This is a genomic window from uncultured Campylobacter sp. (assembly GCF_938040115.1).
Taxonomy (GTDB): domain Bacteria; phylum Campylobacterota; class Campylobacteria; order Campylobacterales; family Campylobacteraceae; genus Campylobacter_A.
Map to the genome: position 1 here is coordinate 1 of NZ_CALHXD010000015.1, position 24,821 is coordinate 24,821.

At 45.4% G+C, this 24,821-nt stretch carries 20 protein-coding genes; 13 read left to right on the forward strand and 7 right to left on the reverse strand.

The window, feature by feature from the left end:
- Positions 1-1,164 (reverse strand): bifunctional UDP-N-acetylglucosamine diphosphorylase/glucosamine-1-phosphate N-acetyltransferase GlmU (gene glmU / locus Q0314_RS00550; RefSeq protein ID WP_298055330.1); only part of this gene is annotated, 1,164 nt, incomplete at its 3' end.
- A 148-nt stretch (positions 1,165-1,312) separates the two neighbouring features.
- On the opposite strand from glmU, the gene Q0314_RS00555 reads away from it, so the two are divergent.
- The 10 genes from Q0314_RS00555 (at position 1,313) to Q0314_RS00600 (ending at position 15,118) form a co-directional block, all read left to right on the forward strand.
- Positions 1,313-2,461, forward strand: a complete 1,149-nt coding sequence (locus Q0314_RS00555) for a PepSY-associated TM helix domain-containing protein (protein ID WP_298055335.1) — start codon at positions 1,313-1,315, stop codon at positions 2,459-2,461.
- A gap of 301 nt (positions 2,462-2,762) precedes the next feature.
- Positions 2,763-3,530, forward strand: coding sequence for a motility protein A (locus tag Q0314_RS00560; protein ID WP_002950161.1), 768 nt, complete (start codon positions 2,763-2,765; stop codon positions 3,528-3,530).
- Between the two features lie 5 nt (positions 3,531-3,535).
- Positions 3,536-4,306 (forward strand): flagellar motor protein MotB, encoded by a 771-nt coding sequence (locus Q0314_RS00565; RefSeq protein WP_298055340.1) that lies wholly within the window; start codon positions 3,536-3,538, stop codon positions 4,304-4,306.
- Between the two features lie 2 nt (positions 4,307-4,308).
- On the forward strand, positions 4,309-5,049 hold the full coding sequence (fliP, locus tag Q0314_RS00570) for a flagellar type III secretion system pore protein FliP (RefSeq protein ID WP_002948031.1): 741 nt from the start codon (positions 4,309-4,311) through the stop codon (positions 5,047-5,049).
- 142 nt (positions 5,050-5,191) lie between these two features.
- Positions 5,192-6,511: a TolC family protein gene (locus tag Q0314_RS00575; RefSeq protein ID WP_298055343.1), complete on the forward strand. Its 1,320-nt coding sequence runs from the start codon at positions 5,192-5,194 to the stop codon at positions 6,509-6,511.
- The gene (locus Q0314_RS00580; RefSeq protein WP_298055349.1) at positions 6,508-7,653 is read left to right on the forward strand and encodes an efflux RND transporter periplasmic adaptor subunit; all 1,146 of its coding nucleotides are present in this window, start codon (positions 6,508-6,510) and stop codon (positions 7,651-7,653) included. The genes Q0314_RS00575 and Q0314_RS00580 overlap by 4 nt, the downstream gene beginning before the upstream one ends.
- Positions 7,646-10,666, forward strand: coding sequence for an efflux RND transporter permease subunit (locus Q0314_RS00585; RefSeq protein ID WP_298055351.1), 3,021 nt, complete (start codon positions 7,646-7,648; stop codon positions 10,664-10,666). Before Q0314_RS00580 ends, Q0314_RS00585 begins: the two co-directional genes overlap by 8 nt.
- Before the next feature lie 315 nt (positions 10,667-10,981).
- Positions 10,982-12,067: a PepSY-associated TM helix domain-containing protein gene (locus Q0314_RS00590; RefSeq protein WP_298055352.1), complete on the forward strand. Its 1,086-nt coding sequence runs from the start codon at positions 10,982-10,984 to the stop codon at positions 12,065-12,067.
- The gene (locus Q0314_RS00595) at positions 12,064-14,202 is read left to right on the forward strand and encodes a TonB-dependent siderophore receptor (RefSeq protein WP_298055354.1); all 2,139 of its coding nucleotides are present in this window, start codon (positions 12,064-12,066) and stop codon (positions 14,200-14,202) included. Before Q0314_RS00590 ends, Q0314_RS00595 begins: the two co-directional genes overlap by 4 nt.
- A 298-nt stretch (positions 14,203-14,500) precedes the next feature.
- On the forward strand, positions 14,501-15,118 hold the full coding sequence (locus Q0314_RS00600) for a tetratricopeptide repeat protein (protein WP_298055355.1): 618 nt from the start codon (positions 14,501-14,503) through the stop codon (positions 15,116-15,118).
- 148 nt (positions 15,119-15,266) lie between these two features.
- Here Q0314_RS00600 and Q0314_RS00605 read toward each other — a convergent pair whose 3' ends face one another.
- The 4 genes from Q0314_RS00605 to Q0314_RS00620 form a co-directional block, all read right to left on the reverse strand.
- Entirely contained in the window at positions 15,267-16,439 is a 1,173-nt protein-coding gene (locus Q0314_RS00605; protein WP_298055358.1) for a HAMP domain-containing sensor histidine kinase, read from the reverse strand.
- The gene (locus Q0314_RS00610) at positions 16,432-17,094 is read right to left on the reverse strand and encodes a response regulator transcription factor (protein WP_122862881.1); all 663 of its coding nucleotides are present in this window, start codon (positions 17,092-17,094) and stop codon (positions 16,432-16,434) included. The genes Q0314_RS00605 and Q0314_RS00610 overlap by 8 nt, the downstream gene beginning before the upstream one ends.
- On the reverse strand, positions 17,094-17,339 hold the full coding sequence (locus Q0314_RS00615; RefSeq protein ID WP_002944746.1) for a hypothetical protein: 246 nt from the start codon (positions 17,337-17,339) through the stop codon (positions 17,094-17,096). The genes Q0314_RS00610 and Q0314_RS00615 overlap by 1 nt, the downstream gene beginning before the upstream one ends.
- A gap of 64 nt (positions 17,340-17,403) precedes the next feature.
- Positions 17,404-18,315, reverse strand: a complete 912-nt coding sequence (locus Q0314_RS00620) for an AEC family transporter (RefSeq protein ID WP_298055362.1) — start codon at positions 18,313-18,315, stop codon at positions 17,404-17,406.
- Between the two features lie 145 nt (positions 18,316-18,460).
- On the opposite strand from Q0314_RS00620, the gene Q0314_RS00625 reads away from it, so the two are divergent.
- Genes Q0314_RS00625 through Q0314_RS00635 form a run of 3 tightly spaced genes read left to right on the forward strand, consistent with a single transcriptional unit; the run spans position 18,461 to position 22,970 of the window.
- A complete protein-coding gene (locus Q0314_RS00625; protein ID WP_298055364.1) occupies positions 18,461-19,672 on the forward strand; it encodes an efflux RND transporter periplasmic adaptor subunit in 1,212 nt (403 codons plus the stop codon).
- 18 nt (positions 19,673-19,690) lie between these two features.
- Positions 19,691-21,619 (forward strand): MacB family efflux pump subunit, encoded by a 1,929-nt coding sequence (locus Q0314_RS00630; RefSeq protein ID WP_298055373.1) that lies wholly within the window; start codon positions 19,691-19,693, stop codon positions 21,617-21,619.
- A gap of 1 nt (position 21,620) precedes the next feature.
- A complete protein-coding gene (locus Q0314_RS00635) occupies positions 21,621-22,970 on the forward strand; it encodes a TolC family protein (RefSeq protein ID WP_298055366.1) in 1,350 nt (449 codons plus the stop codon).
- 130 nt (positions 22,971-23,100) lie between these two features.
- On the opposite strand, the gene Q0314_RS00640 is transcribed toward Q0314_RS00635, so the two are convergent.
- Together Q0314_RS00640 and Q0314_RS00645 are read right to left on the reverse strand one after the other, a co-directional pair.
- Entirely contained in the window at positions 23,101-23,925 is an 825-nt protein-coding gene (locus tag Q0314_RS00640) for a hypothetical protein (RefSeq protein WP_298055369.1), read from the reverse strand.
- Positions 23,901-24,821, reverse strand: a 921-nt coding sequence (locus Q0314_RS00645) for a protein kinase (protein ID WP_298055371.1), incomplete at its 5' end; no start/stop codon positions are given. The genes Q0314_RS00640 and Q0314_RS00645, both read right to left, overlap by 25 nt.

Here is a 24,821-nt window from a genome sequence, read left to right on the forward strand (position 1 = left end):
TTTTACGGGAGCTACTAGCTGGGTGTCCGAGCCGATAAAGACGTTTTTGCCGATTATCGTTTTATGCTTGGCTTTGCCGTCGTAGTTGCATGTGATCGTGCCGCAGCCTACGTTTGTGCCGCTGCCTATCTCGCAGTCGCCCAGATAGCTTAGGTGGCCTGCTTTGACGCCGTTTAGCCTGGCTGCTTTTAGCTCGACGAAATTTCCGATATGGGTGTTTTTAATCTCGCATTTTGGGCGCAGGTGCGCTAGAGGGCCGACGTCCGAGTCCTCGATGACTGAGTTTTCTACGACCGAGCCGCTTTTGATGACAGAGTTTTTGATGAGGCACTCTCCGACGACGCTTACGTTTTCTTCGATGACGCACTCGCCTTCAAATTTTGCTCTAGAGTCAATGTAAATGCTATTTGGCAGACGCATTAGTACGCCGCTTTTCATCAAATTTTTCTTTATTTCGTCCTGCATCAAATTTTCTGCGATACTGAGCTGAAATTTATCGTTTATGCCCATGAAATTTTGCTCTTCGACGCTGATGGCCCAGCACTTTAGACCGCGCTCGTTTGCGATTTTTATCGCGTCGGTTAGGTAGAATTCTTTCTGCGAGTTTTCGTTGCCGATGAGAGGCAAAATCTCGCGCAAAACTTCGCTTTTAAAGCAGTAGCAGCCGGCGTTTGCGCTTTTTATCATTTTTTGCGTTTCGGTCGCGTCTTTTTGCTCGACTATGGCTTCTACTTTGCCGTTATTTATGATCACTCGGCCGTATCCGTAGGGGTCTGCCGCCTCAAAAACGCTAAGAGCGATGTCCGCGTTGCCAGCGCTTAGGCGTATTAGGTCGTTGATTTTTATAAGCGGCATATCTCCGCACAAAATCAGCGTTTTTTCGCTATTTAGCGGGATGTTTTTTAGCGCGCCCGCAGTGCCCGGGAACTCTTTTAAATTTTGCTCGTAAATTTTAGTTTGAGGGAAAATTTCTTTGATTTTAGCTTCCACTAGCTCTTTTTGATAGCTCAAAACCACGCTCACGTCGCTACTGATCTCATAAGCCTTGCGCAAAATATGGATAATCATCGGCTCTCCGCAAAGCTCGAAAAGCACCTTTGGTTTAGTTGATTTCATCCTCGTGCCAAGCCCCGCGGCAAGCACCACTACGCCGATATCGCTCATCTTTTTTCCTTGTTTAAATTTGAGCGATTTTATCTCAAATTTGCTAAATGCGGGATTAATGCTTTTTGGACTTAACAATTTCTTAAGTATTAATCAATATAATCACGAGTTTTAAAAATAATCAAAATCAAAATTTAAAGGATGTTGCTTGCTTTCGTTTTTAAAAAAGGCCTTAAGAAGAAATCAGTTTTTGTTTAATCTCCACCTGATTTTATCGATTATTTTTGCTATTCCGTTGCTTGTTGTCGGCGTTACGGGCGGGATTTTGTCGTATCAGCACGAGCTTGAGGAGCTTATAAATTTAAACGCTGTCAAGGTCGAAAAAACCAGCGAAATGCTAAGCGTTGAGAAAATCTTGCAAAGCTTTAGCGAGCAAACGGGCGTTAAGCAACCCGCAAGGCTCGTGCTACCAAAAAACGAAAACGAAGCGATCAAAATTTATGCTAGTAATAGCGATGCTTATCTGGTCGATCCATATACCGCGCAGATCATCGGCAAGGACTACGGAGTTACTTTTGTGCGCGTAGCGATGTCGCTGCACCGAAATTTGGGCCTTGCGCTAGCGGGCAACAAAACCGCGGGCGAAGTGGGCAAGCAGATCGTGGGCGCTAGTACGGTCGCGATGATAGTGCTCGTGATAAGCGGCGTTTGGCTACATTTCCCGAGACTAAAACGCAAATTTGCCGAGGCGGTGAAGCCAAATTTTAAACTCAAGAAATACGCCCTTTTTCATAACCTGCACACGAGTTTAGGCGCCTTGAGCGCGGTGATTTATCTCGTCATCTGTCTGACCGGACTCATGTGGTCGTACCGCTGGTATAACGGCGCTGTGACGGAGCTTTTCGTTAGCGCGCAAAATTTGCCCAAAGAGACCGCGCAAAAAGACGGAGCGCCCGCAAAAGCAGAAGGCAAAAAGAACGCCGAGTATAAATTTAGCGACGCGCAGAAGGCTTATGAGATATTTAAATCAAGCGGCATAGAGTATAAGGAATTTAGCCTGATGCTTGCGGCCGGAGATAAGATAAACGTCAGATACTACGAGCCGGACGCGCCAAACACCGCTCGTCCGAAAATGACCGCCGTAAACGTAAAAGAGGGCAAGATGGCTGAGCAAAAGCAAACCGAGGGCATAACCGTAGGCATGGTAAAGAGCACGAACTATCAGCTGCATACGGGGTATTTTTTCGGGATTGCGGGTAAAATTTTGTGGTCGGTCGTTTCGCTTTTGATGGCGCTTTTTATCTTTAGCGGCTTTTATATGACGGCAAAAAGGGCGTTTAAGCCGAAAAAGGCCTAGTTAAATTTGCTCTTTACGCGTGCGAGCTATAAATTTATCAAATTTATAGCTCGCGGCAAGACGCTGCCTTTTGTTTTTGTTTAAAATTTCGCTTCTTAAATCAAATTTTTAGAAAAAATTAGTATTTAAATTTGGTCAAGAAAAGTGCCAAAAAAACGAAATATGACCAAAAACGCAAAATTTAAAAAAATTTCACATTGATTTGGAACGCCTTTTGCAAAAAGCTAATCTAAGTTTAACTGTTTTTTCAACTAAAAAAAACTAAAATACAAACTAAAATTTTTAAATAGAAAGTTGCAAGATGGATTTAGGTAGCCTCGTCGGTTGGATAGTTATTATGGTGCTTTTGCTAGGTTCCATGCAAATGGGCGTCGGAATCGGAGCTTACATCGATATTCCCTCTGTTTTGATCGTTTTTGGCGGTACGATTTGCGCGCTGATGATCGGTTTTAAGATGGAGCAGATAAAAAAGCTAGGCACGTTTTACGGCATCGCGGTAAAACCAAAAACCTACAATCTCCCAGAAATTGTAAAAAAAATGGTCGAGTACTCCACAAAAGCTCGCCGAGACGGTATCCTGGCTCTTGAGAGTGATGCAAATAACGAAACCGATCCATTTCTCAAAAAGGGTCTATCTATGGCGGTTGACGGCAACGAACCAGACGCCATCAGAACGCTGCTTGAGATAGATATGGAGCAGGCCAGCTCAAGACACGGCGATAATATCAAAATTTTCGAACAAATCGCGGGTTTTGCGGGCTCGATGGGTATGATCGGTACGCTCATCGGCCTGGTCGCGATGCTCATGAATATGTCCGATCCCTCAGCTATCGGTCCATCGATGGCGGTCGCGCTCATCACGACGCTTTACGGCGCGATGATAGGAAACATCCTTGGCTCGCCCGTGGCAAACATCCTAAGTATCCGCGACAAAGACGAAGGCACGGCAAAAGTGCTGATGCTAGAGGGCATAATGGCGATACAAGCCGGCGACAACCCTAGGACGCTCGAGATGAAGTTGCTATCGTTTTTACCGCCTAAAGACCGCGTCAGTCAGTTTGATAAGTAGTAAAAATGGCTAAAAAATTAATCGATCCGGGCGACTGCCCCAAATGCTTACCCGAGTGGCTCGCGGCGTTTGGCGACTTGATGTCGCTTCTGCTTTGCTTTTTCGTACTGCTTCTTTCTATGAGTACGATGGACGCAAAGAAGCTAGAAGCTGCGATCGGCTCGCTAAGCGGGGCTTTGGGTGTGCTTGAGGGCGGCGCGAAACCCGACGTCAGTGCTGAGCAAAACCAAGACGACCACGCCACCTCAAACAAAGAGCGCACGGGCGTGAAGTCGAATTTCGAGCAGACGCTGCGCTCTATCAACGAACTTTTGCACGCTAGCGGCTCGCCTGAGGTTACGTTTGAGGAGAGTGAGAGCGGATTTGTGATTAGGTTGCCGGCAAATTTACTCTTTGCAAAAGACAGCGCCCAGCTGCAAAGCGACGATGCGCTGCTGTTTTTAAAACGTATCGCGATGGTGATAGCCAAACTACCGCCAGACGTCGTAGCAAACGTGATCGGACATACCGATAGCGAGCAGCCGGCGTCTGCCGAGTTTAAAGACAACTGGCAGCTATCGTCGGCTAGAGCTATTAGCGTAGTTAGCGAACTTATAAAAGACGGCGTCGATCCTAAAAAGCTAACCGCATCAGCAAAGGCCGAATTTGAGCCGTTCGCGACGAATTTTACCGAGCAGGGCAGGGAGAAAAACCGCAGGGTTGAGATTCACTTCGTTTCGTTAAATTTAGACGACAAAGCCAAAACGCAAAAAAGCATACTGGACGCGCAGGAGTAAATTTGAAAAAACTGACGTTTTTGCTGTTTTTTATATTTGCGGCGGTCGCGATCGGCGAGGATAATGTAACGATCCCGACCGTAAATCTCAGCCTAAGCGCGCCCACTACGCCTACACAGCTAGTTAGCTCGCTAAACGTCCTGCTGGTCCTTACTGTCCTCACGCTCGCGCCATCGCTGGTTTTTATGATGACGAGCTTTTTGCGGCTCATTATCGTTTTTTCGTTTTTACGCCAGGCGATGGGTACGCAGCAGATGCCGCCTTCTACGGTGCTTATTAGCCTTGCGATGGTGCTTACGTTTTTTATCATGGAGCCTGTGGGCAAGCAAGCCTACGAAGCGGGCGTGCAGCCGTATCTAAGCGAACAAATCGGCTACCAAGAGGCCTTTGAGCGCGGCGTGAAGCCGTTTCGCGAGTTTATGATAAAAAATACGCGAGAGAAGGATCTGGCGCTGTTTTTGCGTATCAGAAATATGCCAAACCCGCAAAGCTTCGACGATATCCCGCTCACGGTCGTGATGAGCGCGTTTATGATCAGCGAGATGAAAACGGCGTTTGAGATAGCCTTTTTGCTCTATCTGCCGTTTTTGGTCATCGATATGGTCGTTAGCTCCGTGCTTATGGCGATGGGTATGATGATGCTGCCGCCGACGATGATTTCACTGCCGTTTAAGCTGCTTATTTTCGTGCTCGTCGACGGGTGGAATTTGCTCGTCATGAACCTCGTTAAAAGCTTTCATTAGGTTTTTTGTCGCTATAATCTTAAAAAAGCTCCGCGCGCCGCTTAAATTTTCATTTTATTTCACCTACGGCGCCAGACTTCAGGCGGCGCAAACCCGCTCAAATTTAGCCCGCGCCGCCCAGAGCTAATAGGGAAGGGTTTAGATGAAAAAAATTTATATATTTTTGAGTTTTTGCGTTTTTTTAGGCGGCTCGGAGGTTAAATTTGAAGGAAATTTGCACGAGCTGATTTTAGCCGCGCAGAGCTCAAATTTAGCTCAAATTTCAAACTACGAACCGCAAAAAGCGCAACTGCAAAAGGACGCAGTAAAAAGTGCGTATATGCCAAGTCTCATGGTTGAGGGCGGATATAGCTTTTTAAGCGGCGACATAAACGTCCTGCGCCCGCAAAGAGCCGCCACGGCAAGGGCGATTTTGGAGCTTGCCGTTTATGACGGCGGCAAGCGCGAGGCTCTGCTAAGTTCGCTTTCGCACCTTAGTGCGGCTGAAATTTTAAAAAACGAGGAGTATCAAAACCTGCTTGCGTTTAACGCGACTAAGCTTTATTTTAGCTTTTTGTCGCTGGGCGAGCTCGCGACCGCAAAAGAGGGCGAGATAAACTACCTAAAAAACGCGCTAAATAGGCTGGAAAAATACTACCGCGCAGGACTTAGCGACGAGAGCGAGTATGAAGCGGTAAACGCCAGATACGCCATGGCGCTGGCCGAACGCCTCGAGATCTCGCAAAATCAAAACGAGATAAAAAATCAAATTTACGCGCTAACGGGCAGAGATATCGAGCCTGTGGCGGGCTCTAGGATCGCTTTTTTGGACGATGAAAACTCCACGCCGCAAAAAAGCGCAAAGCCAGAGCTTGAGGCGCTTAGGCTAAATTTTGCCGCGGCTTTGGAGGACGAAAAGATAACCGCGTCCGAGACGAACCCGCAAATTTTCATAAAAAATACCTACACCTTTATGCGCACTCATTACGATAGAAATTTGCTGCCGGCGCAGTATAGAAGTGCGCTGGAGCCGTATTTTGACGACTTTTTTAAGCCAAATTTAAATACAAACGAGCTGATTTTGGGCTTTAGCTGGAAGGCGTTTGATTTTGGCGCGAACAAAAAGCAGCGCGAAATAAAGCGCATAAGCGCGCTGCAAGCGAAGCTAAATTTAGATCAAAAGCGCTTGCAAAACGAGCTAAATTTGACGAATATCAAAAACGACCTAAAGACGCTAGAGCAAAAGATAGCCGCGGGCGAAAGTGCGCTAAACTCGGCGCAAACCTCGCTAAATGCCGTTAGCAAAAAGTATGAAGCCGGGCTGCTTGGGTACGTCGAGTTTTTAAACGCGACCGCGCAGAGCTTTAGCGCAGGCAGCGCGCTGGAGCTAAGCAAGAGTAAATTTGAGATCAAAAAGGCGGAGTATCTATACGAGCGCGGCGGCAAGATCGCCGAAAATATCGAAAAAACGGAGCGCAAATGAATAAAATTTTACTTTTTTTACTGAGCGCGGCGGTTGCGCTTTGCGCGCAGGATAAAATTTACGCGAGCTTTGACGTCGCGCCCGCAAAAGACGCGCAGCTCGCGCTAAAAGCCGTCGGTATCGTAAAGGCCGTAAACGTAGAAATAGGCTCTGCGGTAAAGCGCGGCGACGTGCTACTCGAGCTTGAAAACGAGAGCGAAAAGCTAGCCGTAAAGCTCGCTCAAAACGACCTAGAGAGCGCGCAGACGGCAAAAGCCCACGCAAAAAGTGTGCTGGATAAATTTAAGCTCGTTCAAAGCGTGAGCTCGAAGCAGGCTTTTGAAAATGCGGAATTTGATTTTAAAAACGCCGCGCTAGCTGAAAACAGGGCGCATCTGGCGCTAAATTTGGCGCAAAAGCGGCTAGAAGACACGCGACTACTAGCACCTTTTGACGGGACGATCTCAGGCAAGAGCATCGAGGTCGGCGAGGGTGTTGGCGGCGTAGCGCAAAAGCTGATGTTGATTTTTTCGTATCCGGACGTGAAGCTCAAACTTAGCTTTGATGAAAAATTTAAAGACCGCGTGAAAATCGGCAGCGAATTTGTCTATAAACTAGACGGCCAAAGCGAGGAGAGGCGCGGTAAAATCAGCCTCATCTACCCGACTATCGATACGAAAAACGGCAAAATTTACGCCGAAGTACGGGCGCGAAATTTGACGCCGGGGCTTTTTGGCGAGGGATATATCGTCTCAGATTCGCAGGTTGAAACGGATGCCGAGCCTAAAAAAGAGGACGCAAATAAAACGTCTGGGCTTAAATTTGACGGCTTTAAAAACGGCGGGCTTGCGAGCGCGAAATTTGACGATAAAAAAACAAGCCTTGGCGCGGCTAGGTTTTTAAATTTGCGGGCGCAAACGAAAAGTGACGCAAATTTGAACTCAAATTCGGCGTACGGCATTAAATTTGACTCCGCTTCGAAAAATGCAAATTTGATGAGCGGGTCAAATTTATCGTATAAACAAGGCGGCGTAAATTTAAATCCCGAATTTGATGCGGCGCAAATTTTACTAGCCGCTAAACGCCAAACGCTTTTTGCGCAGCAGGGCGGACGGGTAAATTTGACGCAAAAGGCAGTTTTGGCGAAGGCGCAAAATGTATAAACTAGCCATAAATCGCCCGATTACGACGCTGATGTTTTTCGTCGCGCTCGTATTTTTCGGGGCGATGTCGCTTTTTAGGATGCCGGTAAATCTCTTCCCTGAGGTCGTCATCCCGCTGGTTAAGATCACGACCTACGCGCCGGGTGATATGAGCCTCATCGAGAGCAGGGTCACTAAAAAGATCGAAGACGAGGTCTCGACGATAGACGGTATCAAAAAGATCAGGTCATATACATTTAATAACCTCAGCATCGTTTTGGTCGAGTTTAATCTCAAGAAAAACATCGACGTCGCCACGAACGACGTGCGCGACAAGGTCGCAAAGGCAAAGCTCGATGCCCAGCCAGAGATAGAGAAAATCAACAGCGACAGCGGCAAGGTGGCGAGCTTTTTCGTTAGCCGTAAGGATGAAAATTTAACCGCGCTCATGCAAACGGTAAAAGACGAAGCAAAGCCGTTTTTGCAGCGCGTAAAAGGCGTGGGCAAGGTCGATGACAAGGGCTTTTTGGAGCCTGAGATTAAAATTTACCTAGATCCGTTTAAGCTCGATAAATACGCCCTGACCGCAGCCTCGGTCATAAATATAATCAAATCGCAAAATTTAAAAGCTCCGCTTGGCAAGCTCGAAAACAGCGAGTTTGAGATATTTTTAAAGAGCGAATTCGACGCTAAAAGCGTGCGCGAGCTAGAGGAGATCCGTCTGCAAAAGGACGTATTTTTAAAAGACGTCGCGCGCATTGAGCTATCTCATCACGACACCGACGCCGTAGCGATGTATAACGGCAAGCGCGGAGTGCTGCTTGACGCTATAAAAGTAAGCGGCGCAAACACGATCGAGACGATAGACGCGCTTAAGGCTAAAACTGGCGAACTAGCGGCAAAACTGGGTGCAAACTACGAAGTAGAGCGGGTTTACGAAAAGAGCGAAAGCATCCTAAAGCACATAAATCAGGTCAAATTTGACATGATGCTGGGCGTCGCGCTCACGGTCGTCATCGTCTTTTTCTTTTTGCGAAGCTTTAGCGCGACTATCATCGCTGCGCTTGCGATCCCGGCTAGTATCGTGGGGACGTTTTTTATCATCGACGTTTTGGGCTTTGATCTAAACCGCCTCACGCTGCTGGCTCTCACGCTTGGTATCGGTATATTTATCGACGATGCGATCGTGGTCGTAGAAAATATCTCCAAAAAGATGCAAGAGGGCGAGAGCAATCCGCTAAAAGCGAGCTTTGAGGGCGTGCGCGAGATAGCCTTTAGCGTGCTTAGCATTAGCGCGGTGCTGCTTTGCGTGTTTGTGCCGATTGCCTTTATGGAGGGCATCGTCGGGCAATATTTTAACTCCTTCGGTATGAGCGTGAGCGGCGGTATCGTGGTGTCGTTTTTGGTTTGCATTATGCTGATACCTAGCCTGGCGGCTAGGTTTTTAGGCAAGGGCGAGAGTAAATTTTACCGCGTGACGGAGCCCGTATTTGAGGCTCTGGAGAGCAGTTATGAGCGACTTTTGAAGCTTATTTTGAGGTTTAAAACCGTGTTTGTTATCCTTACTTTGGGCGTGCTGGCTCTTTGCATGAGCCTAGCCGGCAAGGTCGGTATGGACTTTTTGCCCGTCGAGGACGAGGGGCAGTTTGAGATATTTTTAAAAGCAAGCCCGGGCATCTCGGTCGAGGCTATGAGCGCTAGAGCCGGCGAGGTCGTGCGCGCCGTAGATAGCGATCCGCGCGTCGAGTACTCCTATATGATCGCTGGTTACACGGACTCAAAGGACGCGTATAAGGCTAAAATTTACGTCCGCTTAAAGGGCTTTGAGTCGCGAAAAGAGCGCCAAACGCAGATAATGGACGAGTATAGAAAAAAGCTTAAATTTGAAGGCCTCAGCGTCAAAGTCCTGCAGATACCATACGTCGATACGGGCAGCGACAGCGAGCCCGTGCAGCTAACGATCACGGGAGATAGCCTAGAGAAGCTAGACGAAATCCTGCCAAAAGCCATCGCCATGGTGCGCGCTATCGAGGGCACGACGGATGTGGGCAGCGATAACGAAGACAAGATAAACGAGCTACAAATCAGCGTAAATAAAGACAAAGCCAAACGCCTAAACGTCGATCCTAGCGCGGTGGCGCAGGTGATATATGCCTCCTTTGGTCAAAACAGGCTTGGTAGCTTTGATAACGGCGACGCGCAGTACGATATGATACTGAGGTTTGACGACGAGTACCGCAAGGATGTGCAGGCGCTGCAAAAACTAAAGATCAAAAATGCTCACGGCGAGAGTATAAGCCTAAGCGCGGTGGCGGAGTTTAAAACGAGCAAGACCTTTTCTGTGATAAACCGCTTTAACAAACAGCGTCAGATCAGGATCGTCGCAAACGTAGATAACGTCCCGCTGGGTGCTGTGCAAAAGGGTATCGACGAAAATATCGGTCAAATTTTGCCCGCGGGCTACGACTACGTGATGACGGGCTTTATCGAGATGATGAACGACACGAACGCGGCCTTTGTCTTTACGATCAGCCTTAGCGTCGTACTCATCTATATGATCCTGGCCGCACTCTACGAGAGTTTTATTTTGCCGCTCATCATCATGATCTCAATGCCGCTGGCGTTTGGCGGCGTGGCGGTCGGGCTGTATCTTAGCGGCAACTCCTTTAGCCTATTCGTCATGGTCGGCGCGATCTTGCTTTTTGGTATGGTGGGTAAAAACGCGATTTTGGTCGTGGATTTCGCCAACCGCTACGCAAACGAGGGCGTGGAGCTAAACGAAGCCATCGTGCGAGCTGGCGTCAAAAGACTGCGAGCGATACTGATGACTACTTTTGCGATGATATTTGCGATGCTACCGCTTGCTCTTAGCAGGGGCGCTGGATACGAGGGCAACTCTCCTATGGCGATATCGGTGATCTCGGGGCTCATTAGCTCGACGCTGCTAACGCTACTCGTCGTGCCCGCGCTCTTTGGTGCAGTGTATAAGATAGATAAATTTGTGAGTAAAATTTATAAAAGAGAGGAAATTTAGGGCTTAAATTTGAGTTTGCTTTCGGCGAGACTTGTATCAAATTTGCGCTCGGTGGTTGCTCGACCGTTGGGCGCTGATTTTGATTAAACTAAAAAGCCGATTTTGCTTTGAGACCACATTAAATTGATTTCCGTAATTTAACGTAACAAATTTGTCGTTTTGCATTCGTCTGCCTCTACTAAACCCTGTTTTTAAATATTCAACGCAAAATATAGATTCCTTATTTATTTGATAATGATTTTAGAAATTATTAATTATTAAAATGCTAAAATCCGCGCCGATTTAAAGTAAATTTTAAAAGGACAAATTTTAAACGTGAGTATACTTGACAAAAAGACGATGTATAAAATTCATACTTATATTTCACTCATATTTTGCATTCCGCTAGTTATCGTTTGCTTTACTGGTTCGGTTTTAGTTTATAAAGATGAGATAAATAATATTTTAATGCCAGGCGTCATCTATGTAGCAGACGGCAACGATAAAAAGAGGCTAAAATTTGACGAACTGAGAGAAAAAATAGAAAAAGAGTATCCGCATCACGAGATCGTAGGTTGGAATATCGACGTAGATCCGCAAAAAACGGACAAAATTTGGCTTTTGCCTCACGGCGCGGGCGAAAAAGAGTGGGCGTGCGTGTATCTGGACGCTTTTAGCGGAGAGATAAAAAGCGGTCTCGTGCCGCACGATAGCGGATTTATCGGCGTCATGACCGAGCTTCACGAAAATTTGCTTCTTGAAAAAAGCGGTCAAATTTTACTTGGTCTGACGGCGATTTTTGCCTTTATTATTTCGATTAGCGGCTTTATCGTTTACCGAAATTTTTGGGCGAATTTGCTGCGTCTTCGGTTTTCGCGCATGGCTACTTTTATGAGTGATTCGCACAAATTTATCGGCGTTTTTTCAACGCCCGTTATCTTTGCGGTCGCGCTTAGCGGTGCTTGGTGGGAGCTTAGGTTTATGTTTATGCCGCCTTTCGATAATTCTAAATTCGTAATCGGTCCGCAAATTTACGACAAAAATATCTCAATCGACGCCCTGGTACAAAAAGCAGCCTCGGATATGCCAGGATTTAGGACGCATTACGTTAGTTTTCCGTTTTATGAGGGTGCAAATATCACGCTTTACGGGCAAAAACCGCAGCAAAGCTTCCTACATAGTCAGTACTCAAGCACCGTTACTTACGATAAAAACAGCGCAAATTTAATCGATGTAAAAGATATAGAGCTAGCAAGCAAAACGGATAAATTTTTATCGACGTTTAGGCGCGCTCACTACGGCGACTATAATGCAGCGACCAAATTTATCTGGTTTTTGTGTGGGCTAGCTCCGCTTGCGCTTAGCGTTTCGGGGATTTATTTATGGATAAAAAGATCAAATTTTAAAAGGAGAAAAAGATGAGAAATAAAATTTTGTTTTCGGTTGCGGCTATAAATTTGCTCGCGTCCGTTCAAATTTTAGCCGCTCAAAACGGCGGGAACGTAGCAGGCAAAGAGACGCTTGATGCCGTCGAGGTAACTAGCGAACAAAGGCGCGACGACGTAAAATACAACGCAAAAGAGCTCGTAAAAAGTACTACTAGGCTAGACCTCACCTCGCGCCAAACGCCTCAGTCGCTAACCGTCATCACCGAGGCCAGGCTAAAGGATCAAAATATCAACGACTATCAGGTGCTTTTGCGAAATATCCCGGGCGTCACGCTTAGCAAGTGGGATGAGCGCGTATATCCTACGGCTAGAGGCTTTAAGATAGATTATTATTTGCTTGATTCGATGCCTAGCTTTGGCGGATTTAGTCTAGGCGCAAACGATATGAGCATGCTACCCTATGAGCGCGTCGAGGTCGTAAAGGGCGCAAACGGCCTACTAGCGGGTGCAGGCAATCCAGCGGCTAGCTTAGATTTCATCCGAAAAAGAGCAAATTCAAAAGAATTGACGGGAAATTTCAAACTAAGTGCGGGCTCTTACGATAGATACGGCGTATCGGGCGACGTGCAGACTCCCGTAACTGCCGATGGTAACGTGCGAGCTAGAGCGTCGTTTATGCACGAGAAGTCTCGCTCGTATATGGACTACTATAACCGTAAAAACACCGCTATCTACGGCGTTGTTGATGCAGATATCATGGATAGCTCGTGGCTGAGCCTAGGCGCTTTTTATCAGGAGCTAAAGCGTCACGGCATACGCTGGGGAGGAATGCCCGCGTTTTACAAAAACGACGCTAGGCGCGAATTTAGCAAAAACGAAATTTTTTCGCAGCCTTGGACTAGGTGGGATATCAAGACTTTTGACGTTTATGCCGATTTTAAGCACTATTTTGAAAACGAAGCCAGCCTAAATCTCTCCTACTCCTTCCGCCGCGCAAATACGGATACTAATTTGCTCTACTACGGCGGCAAGGTAAATTTAGACGACACGGGCGACATCGGCGGACTTAGCGCCTACGCAAACAAACGCGAAGAAAATATTCACAACGTAGACGCATACGTAAACCTGCCGTACGAAGCGTTTAGCTTGTCTCACGAGGCGGTTTTTGGCGCGATGTATAACAACTACCAAAACAGCTCCGATAAGGTCAGTAGCTATTGGTTAAATCGTACGACTCCGGCGGGCCTAGCCTACTCAGCACGCACTAGGATAGATTTTAAAAACCTCCATATCGACGATCCCAGATTTCCTTACGCCGATCAAAACAACGCCGATAAAACGGTGCAAAAGGCCATATATTTGGCTAATAAATTCTCAATCACGGACAAGCTTAAGTTTTTGCTAGGAGCCAGAATGAGCTACTATAAGTACCGCATAACAGGCGGCAACGGCAATAGAAACTTTACGCAAGAAATCACTCCGTATCTAGGCATCACGTACGACATCGGCGAAAACCACACGCTTTATGCTAGCTATACAAGCATCTTTAAACCCCAAACCGTAAAGGATATCAACGACAAATACTTAGATCCAATCCAAGGTAAAGACTATGAGCTTGGCATAAAGGGAGATTATTTTGAAGGCGCGCTATCGGCCTCTTTTGGCGTATTTAAGGTTGTACAAGATAAGCTAGGCGCAAAAACCGGACAAAAGATCCCAGGCACTACGACCGACGCGTACGAAGCTAAAAAAGGCGTAACGAGCAAGGGCTTTGAAGTGGACGTAAACGGCGAGATAAATCAAAACTTAAGCCTAGGTCTTGGGCTTACTCACTTTAACGCCAAGGACGCAGACGGTAAGAAATTTGACACCGAAAGCTCGCGCACTACGGCAAATCTCTTTGCCAAATACTCTATAGCGGACTTTAGAGCGGGTGCCGGAGTGCAGTATAAAAGTAAAATTTACGTCGGTAGCGGCGCAAACGAAATCACGCAAAAGGCCTACACGCTGGCAAATTTGATGTTTGGCTACAAGATAAGCAAAAACTTTGACATCCAGCTAAACATCGATAACGTATTTAACAAAAAATACTTCGAGGGCATCGGAAACAACAAGATGGTCTACGGCGATCCAAGAACGTTTAATCTAGGCTTTACGTATAGTTTCTAAGTGATTTTTGGATTTTGCCGCGCGGCTTGATTTACGAGCGCGGCAATCTGAGCTATAAATTTGGCGCTTTTTGTCGGTATTAAATTTTTAAATTTACGAATGACGATAGGCGCCGAATTTAGATATAAAATTAAGCGTAAATTTGTCTTAATACGCTAAAAATACCCTTTTAACGAGCGATAAATTTGTTACAAACTCGGCTATGTCTAACCGCAGACGAGTATTTTAAAGTTTATTTTAAGCGTTATTTTGGCGAGCGTAAGGTAAGATTAAGGCAAAATTTTCTTAAGGCTAAATTTTGAAACGCGCTCTTTCCCAGGCTATTTCTCATGTTTTCATTCTTATGCTAGTTGCGGCATTTGCTAGCGGTTGTGCAGCGCAAAAAAAGGCGACGCCTGAACCGCCAAAGCCCGTTACGCAGGCTGAAGTAAAAAACATCTGCGACGGCAAAACCCCAAAAGAGTGCAACGATACGGGCGTAAAATTTGAAAACAGTAAAGACTACGAGCGTGCAAAACTCTGCTATCAAAAAGCCTGCGACGATAACGAGGGTATCGCCTGTTCAAATCTAGGTTCGCTGCACCAAAAGCTAAAAAGCAAAGAGGAGAGCGAGATCTTGACGATATTTGCAAAGTCCTGCACGCTCGGCAACAAATACGGTTGCTACAATGCGGCTAACTTTTACCGCCTCGGGCGCGGCACGGAGCATGATTTTGCCGCAGCGCGCAGGCTTTATGAGAAATCGTGCCTAAAACTAAATCATGCTCAAAGCTGTTCAAATCTCGGCGGTATGTATCAGTTTTCGCTAGGCGTCAAAACCGCCGATTCTAAAACCGCAAAAAAATTTTACAAAATGGGCTGCGAGATGGGCGATGAGATAGGATGCAGGAACCTTTCGCTTATCGGAGACGAGTAAAATTTATTTACACTTTCTTGATTTTACCGCCAAATTTGACGATTCTACAACTATCCTAATCAAAATTTGACTGAGAGTGTTTGTGATTTGAGCCAAATTTGCCAGTTTGGAGAAAAGCACCGTCGCTTTTATGACGCAAAATCTAAATTTAAGACTTCCACCTAAGCGTAAAGGTTATTTCTTTGCCAGGTTCGCTTTCGCAGGTTACGGCGATAGCATTGTTTTCGCAGGCTCTTTTGACCAAATTTAGCCCGATACCAAAGCCGCCTTGGTCTTCGTTAAACCGCGTGTATCGCTCGAAAATTTTATCTTGCTGCTCTTTGCTTAGCCCCTCGCCGCTATTTGAGATTTTTAGCTCGCCGTCTTGCAAACTAACCGCGACGTAGCCGCCTTGGTTTGCGTATTTTACGGCGTTGCTTAGTAGGTTATCCACCGCGCGTTTTAGCTCATAGCCGTTTGCATTTATGAGAGCGTCTTCTAAATTTAGCCTTAAATCAAGCCCTCGTTTAGCAAAAAACGGAGCAAAAAATTCGAGTCGCTCGTTTAAAATATCTTTCAAATTTAGCTCCTCTTTTGGTGCGCAGCGCTCGGCACCAAAGGATAAATACGTGAGGTCCTCATAGGTACGGCTTAGCGTTTTGGCGGCGGTTTGGATGTTGTTTAGGCGCTTTAGATTTCTCTGGCTTAGGCTACTTTTATCTGCCGTTTCGATGCTCATAAGTATGACGCTAAGGGGCGCGTTTATCTCGTGAGTAGAGTCTTTTATAAAGCGATTTAGCGCGGCGATCTTGGCGTGTAGCGGCGCTAGCGCGGTCTTTGCTAGATAAAAGGCGATTATCATGATAACGCCTAAAACGATAAGCAAATTTAGCGCCGTACGCAGCCGTAGCAAATTTAGCTCGCTCGCGACGTCCTTGCCGCTTAGCGCGATCTTTGCCGTCGATAGCTCGTCCGCGCCGCCTTCGTCCATATTTTGCAAAGCCTCAAATATCATCACCTTGCCGTCCGATACGACCGTGCTACTCTGGGCGTCGTCAAATTTAGCGCAGCCCGCCTCGCCGTATAAAATTTGACCGCTTTTAGCTACGATGCAGGCTTTGACGTCTTTTTCGGCGGTAAAGCTTTTTACTGCGCCAAGCCCGGACATGCGCGCTTTCATGTAGATACCCATCTTGATCTCTTTTAGATTTTTTACCTCGTTTGAGATGAGGGCTTCTTTTTTCATTTTATAGTCGTTCGTAAAAAAATACCCCAAAAATAGGGTGCTAGTGATGAGATAAAGCGAGAGGATTTTGGCTATAACGGCGGAGCGCTCAGACATAGATATAGCCGTCGCCGCGCCTATTTATGATCGCGTCCTTGCCTAAAATGCGGCGTAAGTTTTTGACGTAAACCCGCAGGCTCAGCTCGCTTGGCTCCTCGCCGTAGTTCCAAATTTTCTCAAATATCGTCTCCTTGCTCAGCAGCGCGTTTTTATTTTCCAAAAATAGCGCCAAAAGCTCGCTTTCTTTGTTTGAGAGGTTTACGATTTGCCCGTTTTGCCGGAGCGTTTTGGAGCTTGGATAAAATTTATATCCATCGTTAAGCTCGATAAATTCGTCATTTACGTGAGAAAATTTGCGCTTGATTAAAATTTGAATACGAAGCAAAAGCTCTTTTAGCTCGTACGGCTTTTTAAGGTAGTCGTCGCAGCCGCTTTTGTAGCCGATCTCTAGGTCTTGCAGCGCGTTTAGCGAGGTGGTAAAGATCGCAGGCGTGTCGTCGCCAAGCCGCCTAAGTTCGCGTAAAAGGGAGAAACCGTCGCCTTTAGGTAGCTTGACGTCGAGGATGAGGATATCAAAATTTCGCTCGTAGGCGGTATCTAGAGCTGCTTTAGCATCGGCGCGAACGGTCACGTCGTAGCCTTGTTCGCTCAGATACTCGCTGATGAGTTCGCTTAGCGTCTCATCGTCCTCTACGAGCAAAATTTGCGTCATTACATCTTATCCTTTTTCATGTCTTTCATATCGTCTTTCTTTTTACCCATATCGTCTTTCATCTCTTTCATGTCGCCCTTCATTTCGTCCTTTTTTATCATCATATCGTCTTTTTTCTCCATCATGGCGTCCTTCTTTTCCATCATGGTATCTTTTTTCTCCATCATATCGCCTTTCATCTCGGCGGCAAAGATAGAACCTGTAACAAACAACGCGCTAAGCGCAACTAAAGCTAACTTTTTCATAGCATCTCCTTTAAGAAAATTTATGATGGAAGTTTAGCCAAGAAACGTGAAACGAGCGTGAAATTTACGCCATCAAGCTAAAAACGTATGATAAAAGCGGCAGGCTAATAAAGCTAAACGCCACTCCCACGGCTACGGCGGCTACGGCTAGCTGGCTATCAAGCTCTGCTTTCATGATCATCGCGCTTGCTAGCACCATCGGCGGCATGGCGCATTGTAAGATACCGATCATCCAAATTTGACCGAAATTTACGCCAAAAACTATCGTGACTAATATAAAAATAAAAGGCGCTAGCAACATCTTGCCTGCGATTACCACGGCCGTTGATTTGTAACAGCTCTTGATGCTCCTAAATCCAAGCCCGATGCCGATCGCAAAAAGAGCGACGGGAACGACGCTTTGCGCAAAAAGCGTAAGCGCGTCAAATAGCACCTTTGGAAGCGGAACGCCGCGAAGCAAAAAGCCCAAAATAAGCGCGACAAACGGGGGAAATTTGATCACTTTCATAACGTTTTGCACGAGCGAAACCTTCGCCGGAGCGCCGAAAGCTAAGATAAAAGGGCCAAAAATGCTAATCGGGATCGAGGTGGCTAGCTGATCGTAAAAGATAACTTCATTCATCGCGTCCTCGCCGAAAAAGCCCTTGATGATAGGCATACCCATAAATACGGTATTTCCAAACATCCCTAGCAGTACGGCGCTCACGGTCGTGGCTTTGTTAAATTTTAAAAATCTGCACGCGAAAAATATCGCCGCAGCGCCCAGCATCGAACAGGCAAAGCCCGTGGCGATGACGTTAATGAGCGTGGTGTCGATGTTTACGTGGTAAATTTTATCGAAAATAAGCGCCGGAAGAGCGAAGCAAAGCGCGTAGTTTATGAATACGGAGGCGTTTTTTTGCTCAAAGACCTTAAATTTTTTCGCCCCGTAGCCCGAAGCGATAATGATAAAAATAGATAATAATTGCGTGAACATTTGCGTAATCCGAGTTATAAATTTTAAAAACGCGATTATACGGCGGCTAGCATTAAAGAAAAATAAAATAGACGCCGAAGACTTAACATCGCCTTAACGGGTTTTTGTATATAATCTCGCGTTAAATTTAAAAAAGCGAGAAATAATGAAAAAATTTATCAAATTTATCGCGGTTTTCGCCGTACTGGCGGGTGCGGGCTATTACTTTTACGATAAAAATTTTAACGTCCCGCAAGTCGATCAGTTTATCACCTCAAAAGCCGTTCGCGGCGAGCTGGTTAAAAGTATCGAAAGTAACGGCGAGATCTACGCTACCGAGCTAATCGACGTTGGCGCGCAGGTAGGCGGCCAGATCAAAAAACTCTACGTCAAACTCGGCGACGTCGTAAAGGCCGGCGATATGATAGCAGAAATCGACTCCGCGACCCAGCAAAATAACGTAGATACCAAAAAAGCCCAGCTTGGGATTTATGAAGCGAAGTTAAATTCGGCCAAAGTCGCGCTTGAGATTTCAAAGACCAAATTTAAGCGCGAGCAAGAGCTTTTTGCTAAAAACGCAACCTCAAAAGAGGAGTTTGAAAATGCCAAAAATACCCTAGCCGCAAACGAAGCCTCGCTAAAAGAGATCGAGGCGCAAATCGTGCAGGCCAAAATCTCTCTAAACACCGCTCAGATAGACCTTGGTTATACTAAAATCACCGCTCCAAAAGGCGGCGTCGTGGTCTCCGTGCAGGTCGAGGAAGGTCAAACCGTAAATTCAAACCAAACTACGCCCACTATCGTAAATATCGCAGACCTAAGCAAAGTCCAGCTAAAAATGGAGATCGCCGAGGGCGACATCACGAAGATAAAAGTGGGCTCAAGAGTCGAGTACTCGATACTATCCGAGCCAAACCGTAAATTTCACGCCCGTATTAGCTCGATCGACCCGGGCCTCACCACGCTAAGCAACGGCAAATACACCACGACTACAAGCTCGGGCTCGACCGCCTCAAGCTCGAGCAGTTCGGCGATCTACTACTACGCTAAAGCTATCGTAGATAATCCGGACGGCACGCTAAGGATCGGCATGACCACGCAAAATACCGTCATCCTAGATAGCGCTAAAGACGCCGTCATAGTGCCCTCGATAGCCGTCAAAAAAGAGGACGGTAAAAGTGTAGTTTACGTACTAAAAAAAGGTAAAGACGGGCTAGATACGGCCGAGCGAAGAGAGGTGCAAACGGGACTAACCGACAGCTTAAAAACTCAAATTTTAAGCGGAGTAGAGGAGGGCGAGGAGGTCGTGACGAAGCAAAACTCGGCGGCTGAGATCAATGCGATGCTAGAAAAAGAAAAAAGAAGAATGAAGTTCTAAGGCTAAGTCTTGAAAAATTTGATAGAACTTAAAAATTTAAGCAAGAAATTTAAACTCGGCGATAACGTATTTGACGCGCTAAAAGACGTAAATTTGAGCATAAAAAAGGGCGAGTTTATCGCTATCATCGGGCAGAGCGGATCGGGTAAATCCACGCTCATGAACATCCTTGGCTGCCTGGATAATCCAAGCGGCGGGCAGTATCTGCTAGAAGAGCGCGACATATCTAAATTTGAAGGCGACGAGCTAGCGCGTCTAAGAAGGGAGAAATTCGGCTTTATCTTTCAGCGCTATAACCTGCTATCTACGCTAACCACGCTGCAAAACGTAGCGCTACCTAGCGTATATGCCGGCGTTTCTAAAAAAGATCGCGATAAAAAGGCCGGCGAGCTTTTAGAAGGTTTGGGGCTTGGCGAAAAGCTGCAAAATTTGCCTAGCAAACTTAGCGGCGGACAGCAGCAGCGAGTCTCGATCGCTAGAGCGCTTATTAACGGCGGCGAGATCATCCTCGCAGACGAGCCGACGGGTGCGCTAGATAGCAAAAGCGGCCTCATGGTGATGGAAATTTTAACGAATTTGCACAAGCAAGGCCACACCATCATCATCGTCACGCACGACCCAAATATCGCCGCATACGCAAACCGCGTCATCGAGATAAAAGACGGTAAAATTTTGAGCGATACGGTAAAAAGCGAGGAAATTTTCGCCTCCGAAAAACCGGCGCCAAAGCAAAAAAATATCTTTAGCTTTTACAAAGATCAGTTTATCGAGAGCTTTAAAATGTCGATAAACGCGATACTTAGCCACAAACTGCGCTCGGTGCTAACGATGCTTGGCATCATCATCGGCATCACCTCGGTTATCTGCGTCGTGGCGCTAGGGCAGGGCTCGCAGGAGCAGATCCTCTCCGATATCCGCGGTATCGGCACTAACACGATCGATATCCTAAACGGCAAGGGTTTTGGCGATATGCGCTCGGAGCGGGTGAGAAATTTGACCGTTAGCGACGCAACTATGCTATCTAAGCAAGACTATCTAGATAGCGTCACGCCAAACGCCTCTGCTAGCGGCACGCTCACCTACGGCAATAAATTAGCCTCTGCGACGATCAGAGGCGGCAGCGAGGAGAGCCTAAACGTGATGGGCTACACGGTCGAGGCCGGTCGCGTATTTACGGCGCAAGAGGTCGCAGAGTCGGCGTCTGTGATCGTGATAGATCAGCCAACTAGGGAGCAGTTTTTTAAAAACGAGGATCCGCTGGGCAAGACCGTGCTTTTTAACAAGCGTCCGTTTAGAATCATCGGCGTGGTGGCTAAAAACGACAATATGTTTGCCGACTCTAGCACTCTGCGCACGTTTTCTACATACACCGCAGTCATAAACAAGTTAACTGGCGATAGGCACCTATCATCCATCACGGTTAAGGTTAAAGACAGCGTAAACGCACAGATCGCCGAGCAGAGTTTAACGGAAATTTTAACCGCAAAGCACGGTAAAAAGGACTTTTTCACCAGAAACTCCGATACTATCAAAAAAACGATCGAGGAGACTACGAGGACTATGACGCTGCTGATCTCTTGTATCGCCTTTATCTCTCTGCTAGTGGGCGGTATCGGAGTGATGAATATCATGCTGGTCTCCGTAACCGAGCGAACCAAAGAGATAGGCATCAGGATGGCGATCGGCGCTCGCCAGGGAAATATCCTAGAGCAGTTTTTGATAGAGGCGGTACTGCTGTGTCTCATCGGCGGACTAATCGGCGTCGGAACGGCCTTTGGTATCGGCTATCTAGCGGAAAATTTCGCACCCGGCGTCAAGATGATATTTTCGCAGACTTCTATCGTGGTCGCGCTCGCCGTCTCTAGCGCGATAGGCGTTATATTTGGCTACATGCCTGCTCGCAGCGCCTCAAAGCTAAATCCGATCGACGCTCTAACAAGGGAATAAAATGAAAAAAATCTCCATAATCCTAGCCGCCTTTTTGCTCGGCGGCTGCGCGGTAACGCAGATAAACGAAAACTACGAGCAAATTTTGCTAAAAGACGACGCAAATTTGACGGCGAATTTTAGGTTGGAACGCGAGTGGTGGCGAGGCTATAACGAGCTCGCGCTAAACGAGCTAATCAGCCTCGCGCTAAAAAATAATATAGATCTGGCAAAATCAGCTATCGCCGTAAATAAAGCCCTCGCTCAAGCAGGCGTCTTGCAGGCCGATCTCGTGCCTAGCTTTAACGCAAATTTGGGCGCGGAAACTGGTAAAAATATAAAAACGGGCGGCAGCTGGAGCGAGAGCTACAAAAGCGGCGTATCGCTAAGCTACGAGATCGATCTGTGGCGCAAGCTCGCAAACTCCGCAGACGCCGCTATGTGGGAGGCTAACGCAACTAAATACGACCTAGAGGCCGCTCGCCTTGCGCTCGTTAACTCCGTCGCAGATGCGTATTTTGAAGCGAAATATCAAAAAGAGAGCATAAATCTATACGAAAAAACGCTAAAAAACTACGAAGAGCTTGAAGCCATCATAAAGGCTAAATTTGAGCTTGGTAAAGAAGAAGAGCTAAGCCTAAAACAGGTCAAAAGCTCGGTGATCTCGGCTAAAAATAGAATTCTAAACGCGAACAAGAGCCTTGATGCGGCGGAAAAAACACTAAGAAATCTGCTAAACGTTAGGCCTGAGTTTGAGCTAAATTTGAGCGGAAATTTGAGCGATATCTCTCCGCAGGGCGTAAATTTAAACGTGCCGCTTTACGTTATCGGCGCGCGTCCTGATTTGCAAGCGGCGGTCTCGCGCATCAAAGAGGCGCTTTTGGGGGTCAAGGTTAGCCAAAAGAACTTCTACCCAAGCATCACGGTAGGAGCCGGCCTTAGCGGTAGCGGAGATAGCGCGAGCGAGGGGCTTAAGCTAAATTTCTTAAGCGGCAATATCGCGATAAATTTGCCGTTTTTAAACTACTCTAAGCTTAAATCAAAGCTAAAAATCTCCGAGCTTGAGTTTGAAGCGATGAAGCTAAACTACGCGCAGACGCTAACGACCGCGCTAAACGAGATCGACGCTGGCTATAAAAACCTGCAAAAAGATGAAGCTGTCTTGCGAAATTTAAACGAAAATTTGCGAAATCTAAGCTCTATCAGCGACATATATAAGCTCAAATACGACTACGGCAAAACCGAGCTAAAAAACTATCTGGAGGCGCAAAATTCGCTGCTTGAGGGCAGGATTGGCCTACTTGCACAAAAATATAAAATTTTGCAAGACGAAATCGGTATCTATAAAGCGACGGCGGGAAAAGCGGAGTAAATTTGGCTAGGCTGCGTGCCTGATTTGCGGTTTTTTTAAAATTAAAATAGTAAGATTTGATTTTCATTATTTGGCTACGTGTTAATACATTAAAGACTGTTGCAATGCAACAGTCGTATATTTATCAATTTTAATATGGTATTTCTGGTTTTTTAATATTTTTTAGAGGTTCTAGTAATTTTTCATCTACTTTTTGCACAATTTTATATTGTTGATATATTTTATCTATAATATCATCATGTCTAATTAAAGGTCCATTATGATGCGGAGCTAGAAAGTATATCTCATTTTTAAAATGCCTTACTCTATTCTCAATACCATGTACCTCAACTCTTTTTCCATCTATTTCAGCCCATCCAGCACTAGCCTCTTCTGCGGTAATTTTACTACCATTATAAACTGCGTATTGCTCAGCTTCCCAGCTATAAGCATCTGGATATACTCCAACTGGCTTTAAAGCTTCTGTTTCAATGACAAAAAGACTACGCCCTAGTGGATAAGAATGTTTAAAAACCCATATTGATTTTATTTTTATCTCGTCAAAATGCACTAGCCATATTTGCTCTTGTATGTCTAATTGTTTTATTTTGTCTATTTCAATATCAGAGTAACCCTGAGACCACCATAAATGAAATTTATCTACAACACCTGATATATCATCCATTATTTCTTGTATATCGGCGTGCTTATTATATTGTTCAAAAGCAAATTGAGATTGCGCATGTTTGCAAGTATATTTTGCTATTATGCCTTCAAATTGAAACAAAATTTGTTCAGTACTTAGTTTTTCTTTAGATTTTAAAAAATCCATTATTTCTTTTTTTGAGTGAAATCTGTCATCTTGATCCTCTGATAATAATTTAGATATTAAGTTTTCATATTTTTGATATTTAGGATCATATGCGTCAAATTTTATGTCCTTTTGTCCCCTTAACGTTTTTTTGTAATAAGCCAATATAAAACTTGCCCAAAAGCATACCAATCAGAACTACTATCGACTTTACCATCTTTATTTGACTGCTCTGGAGCCGAAAAATGATAGTTTGCTAATCTATCTCCTTTTTGAGTTTTCGCAAGGTTACAATATATATTTTCGTCAAATTTAGATATATCAAAGTCACCAATAACATACTTTTTATTTAGCATAAAAATATTTGACGGCTTTATATCCCTATGTATAATGCCGAATTTATGTATAGTCTCTATTTGATTTAAAAGATTGTTAAAAATTTTCTCAAAATCTTCAAAAGTTATATTATTTGCATTGCGCCATTGTTCTAGTGTAAAATCCGCTTTTGGCATAATAACATATGGTATTTTTATATCGCCAGTATCATGAATATCAAAGTGCAGCTGAGGCAATATTGCTCCGCTATGTACTATGGATAATAGATTAAAATGAGCTTGTTTGAATCTTTTAAATGCGGTAGTTTCTACCTTTATATTATCTTTATTAAAAGTATTTTCTTCCCCAAATAATAAATTATAATTTGTTGGTGTTACATAAAGTATTCTACCTTCTGGATACACTTCATCTTCGTCCATTTTAGTCATTGCTGTAATTACTTCATCTCTTAAATCCTTACCTTTTGTAAAAGATTTAGGTGTTAATTTTGTTATATTATTTGTACTTGCAATTGTAGCAAATGTAAAAGCATCACCTTCTGGTACTACTTTATGTTTAACAAATTGAGAAGCTAGCTCTCCAAATGCAACTTCTGCACTTTCTTCATTATCAAGCACATCTACAACAAACTTTCTTCCTCTATCGTAATTTGCTTTTATTGTTTCCCATTCTGTTGTAATTTCACCTTGTACATATCCTGTATTTCTGTCATAGTCTCCTAATCC

Bases quoted from the DNA above. Each gene is read 5' to 3' on its own strand.
- Q0314_RS00605 (WP_298055358.1), bottom strand. From the start codon at position 16,439: ATGTCTGAGCGCTCCGCCGTTATAGCCAAAATCCTCTCGCTTTATCTC.
- Q0314_RS00610 (WP_122862881.1), bottom strand. From the start codon at position 17,094: ATGACGCAAATTTTGCTCGTAGAGGACGATGAGACGCTAAGCGAACTC.
- Q0314_RS00580 (WP_298055349.1), top strand. From the start codon at position 6,508: ATGAATAAAATTTTACTTTTTTTACTGAGCGCGGCGGTTGCGCTTTGC.
- Q0314_RS00560 (WP_002950161.1), top strand. From the start codon at position 2,763: ATGGATTTAGGTAGCCTCGTCGGTTGGATAGTTATTATGGTGCTTTTG.
- Q0314_RS00565 (WP_298055340.1), top strand. From the start codon at position 3,536: ATGGCTAAAAAATTAATCGATCCGGGCGACTGCCCCAAATGCTTACCC.
- Q0314_RS00625 (WP_298055364.1), top strand. From the start codon at position 18,461: ATGAAAAAATTTATCAAATTTATCGCGGTTTTCGCCGTACTGGCGGGT.
- Q0314_RS00595 (WP_298055354.1), top strand. From the start codon at position 12,064: ATGAGAAATAAAATTTTGTTTTCGGTTGCGGCTATAAATTTGCTCGCG.
- Q0314_RS00620 (WP_298055362.1), bottom strand. From the start codon at position 18,315: ATGTTCACGCAATTATTATCTATTTTTATCATTATCGCTTCGGGCTAC.
- Q0314_RS00615 (WP_002944746.1), bottom strand. From the start codon at position 17,339: ATGAAAAAGTTAGCTTTAGTTGCGCTTAGCGCGTTGTTTGTTACAGGT.
- Q0314_RS00585 (WP_298055351.1), top strand. From the start codon at position 7,646: ATGTATAAACTAGCCATAAATCGCCCGATTACGACGCTGATGTTTTTC.
- Q0314_RS00575 (WP_298055343.1), top strand. From the start codon at position 5,192: ATGAAAAAAATTTATATATTTTTGAGTTTTTGCGTTTTTTTAGGCGGC.
- Q0314_RS00635 (WP_298055366.1), top strand. From the start codon at position 21,621: ATGAAAAAAATCTCCATAATCCTAGCCGCCTTTTTGCTCGGCGGCTGC.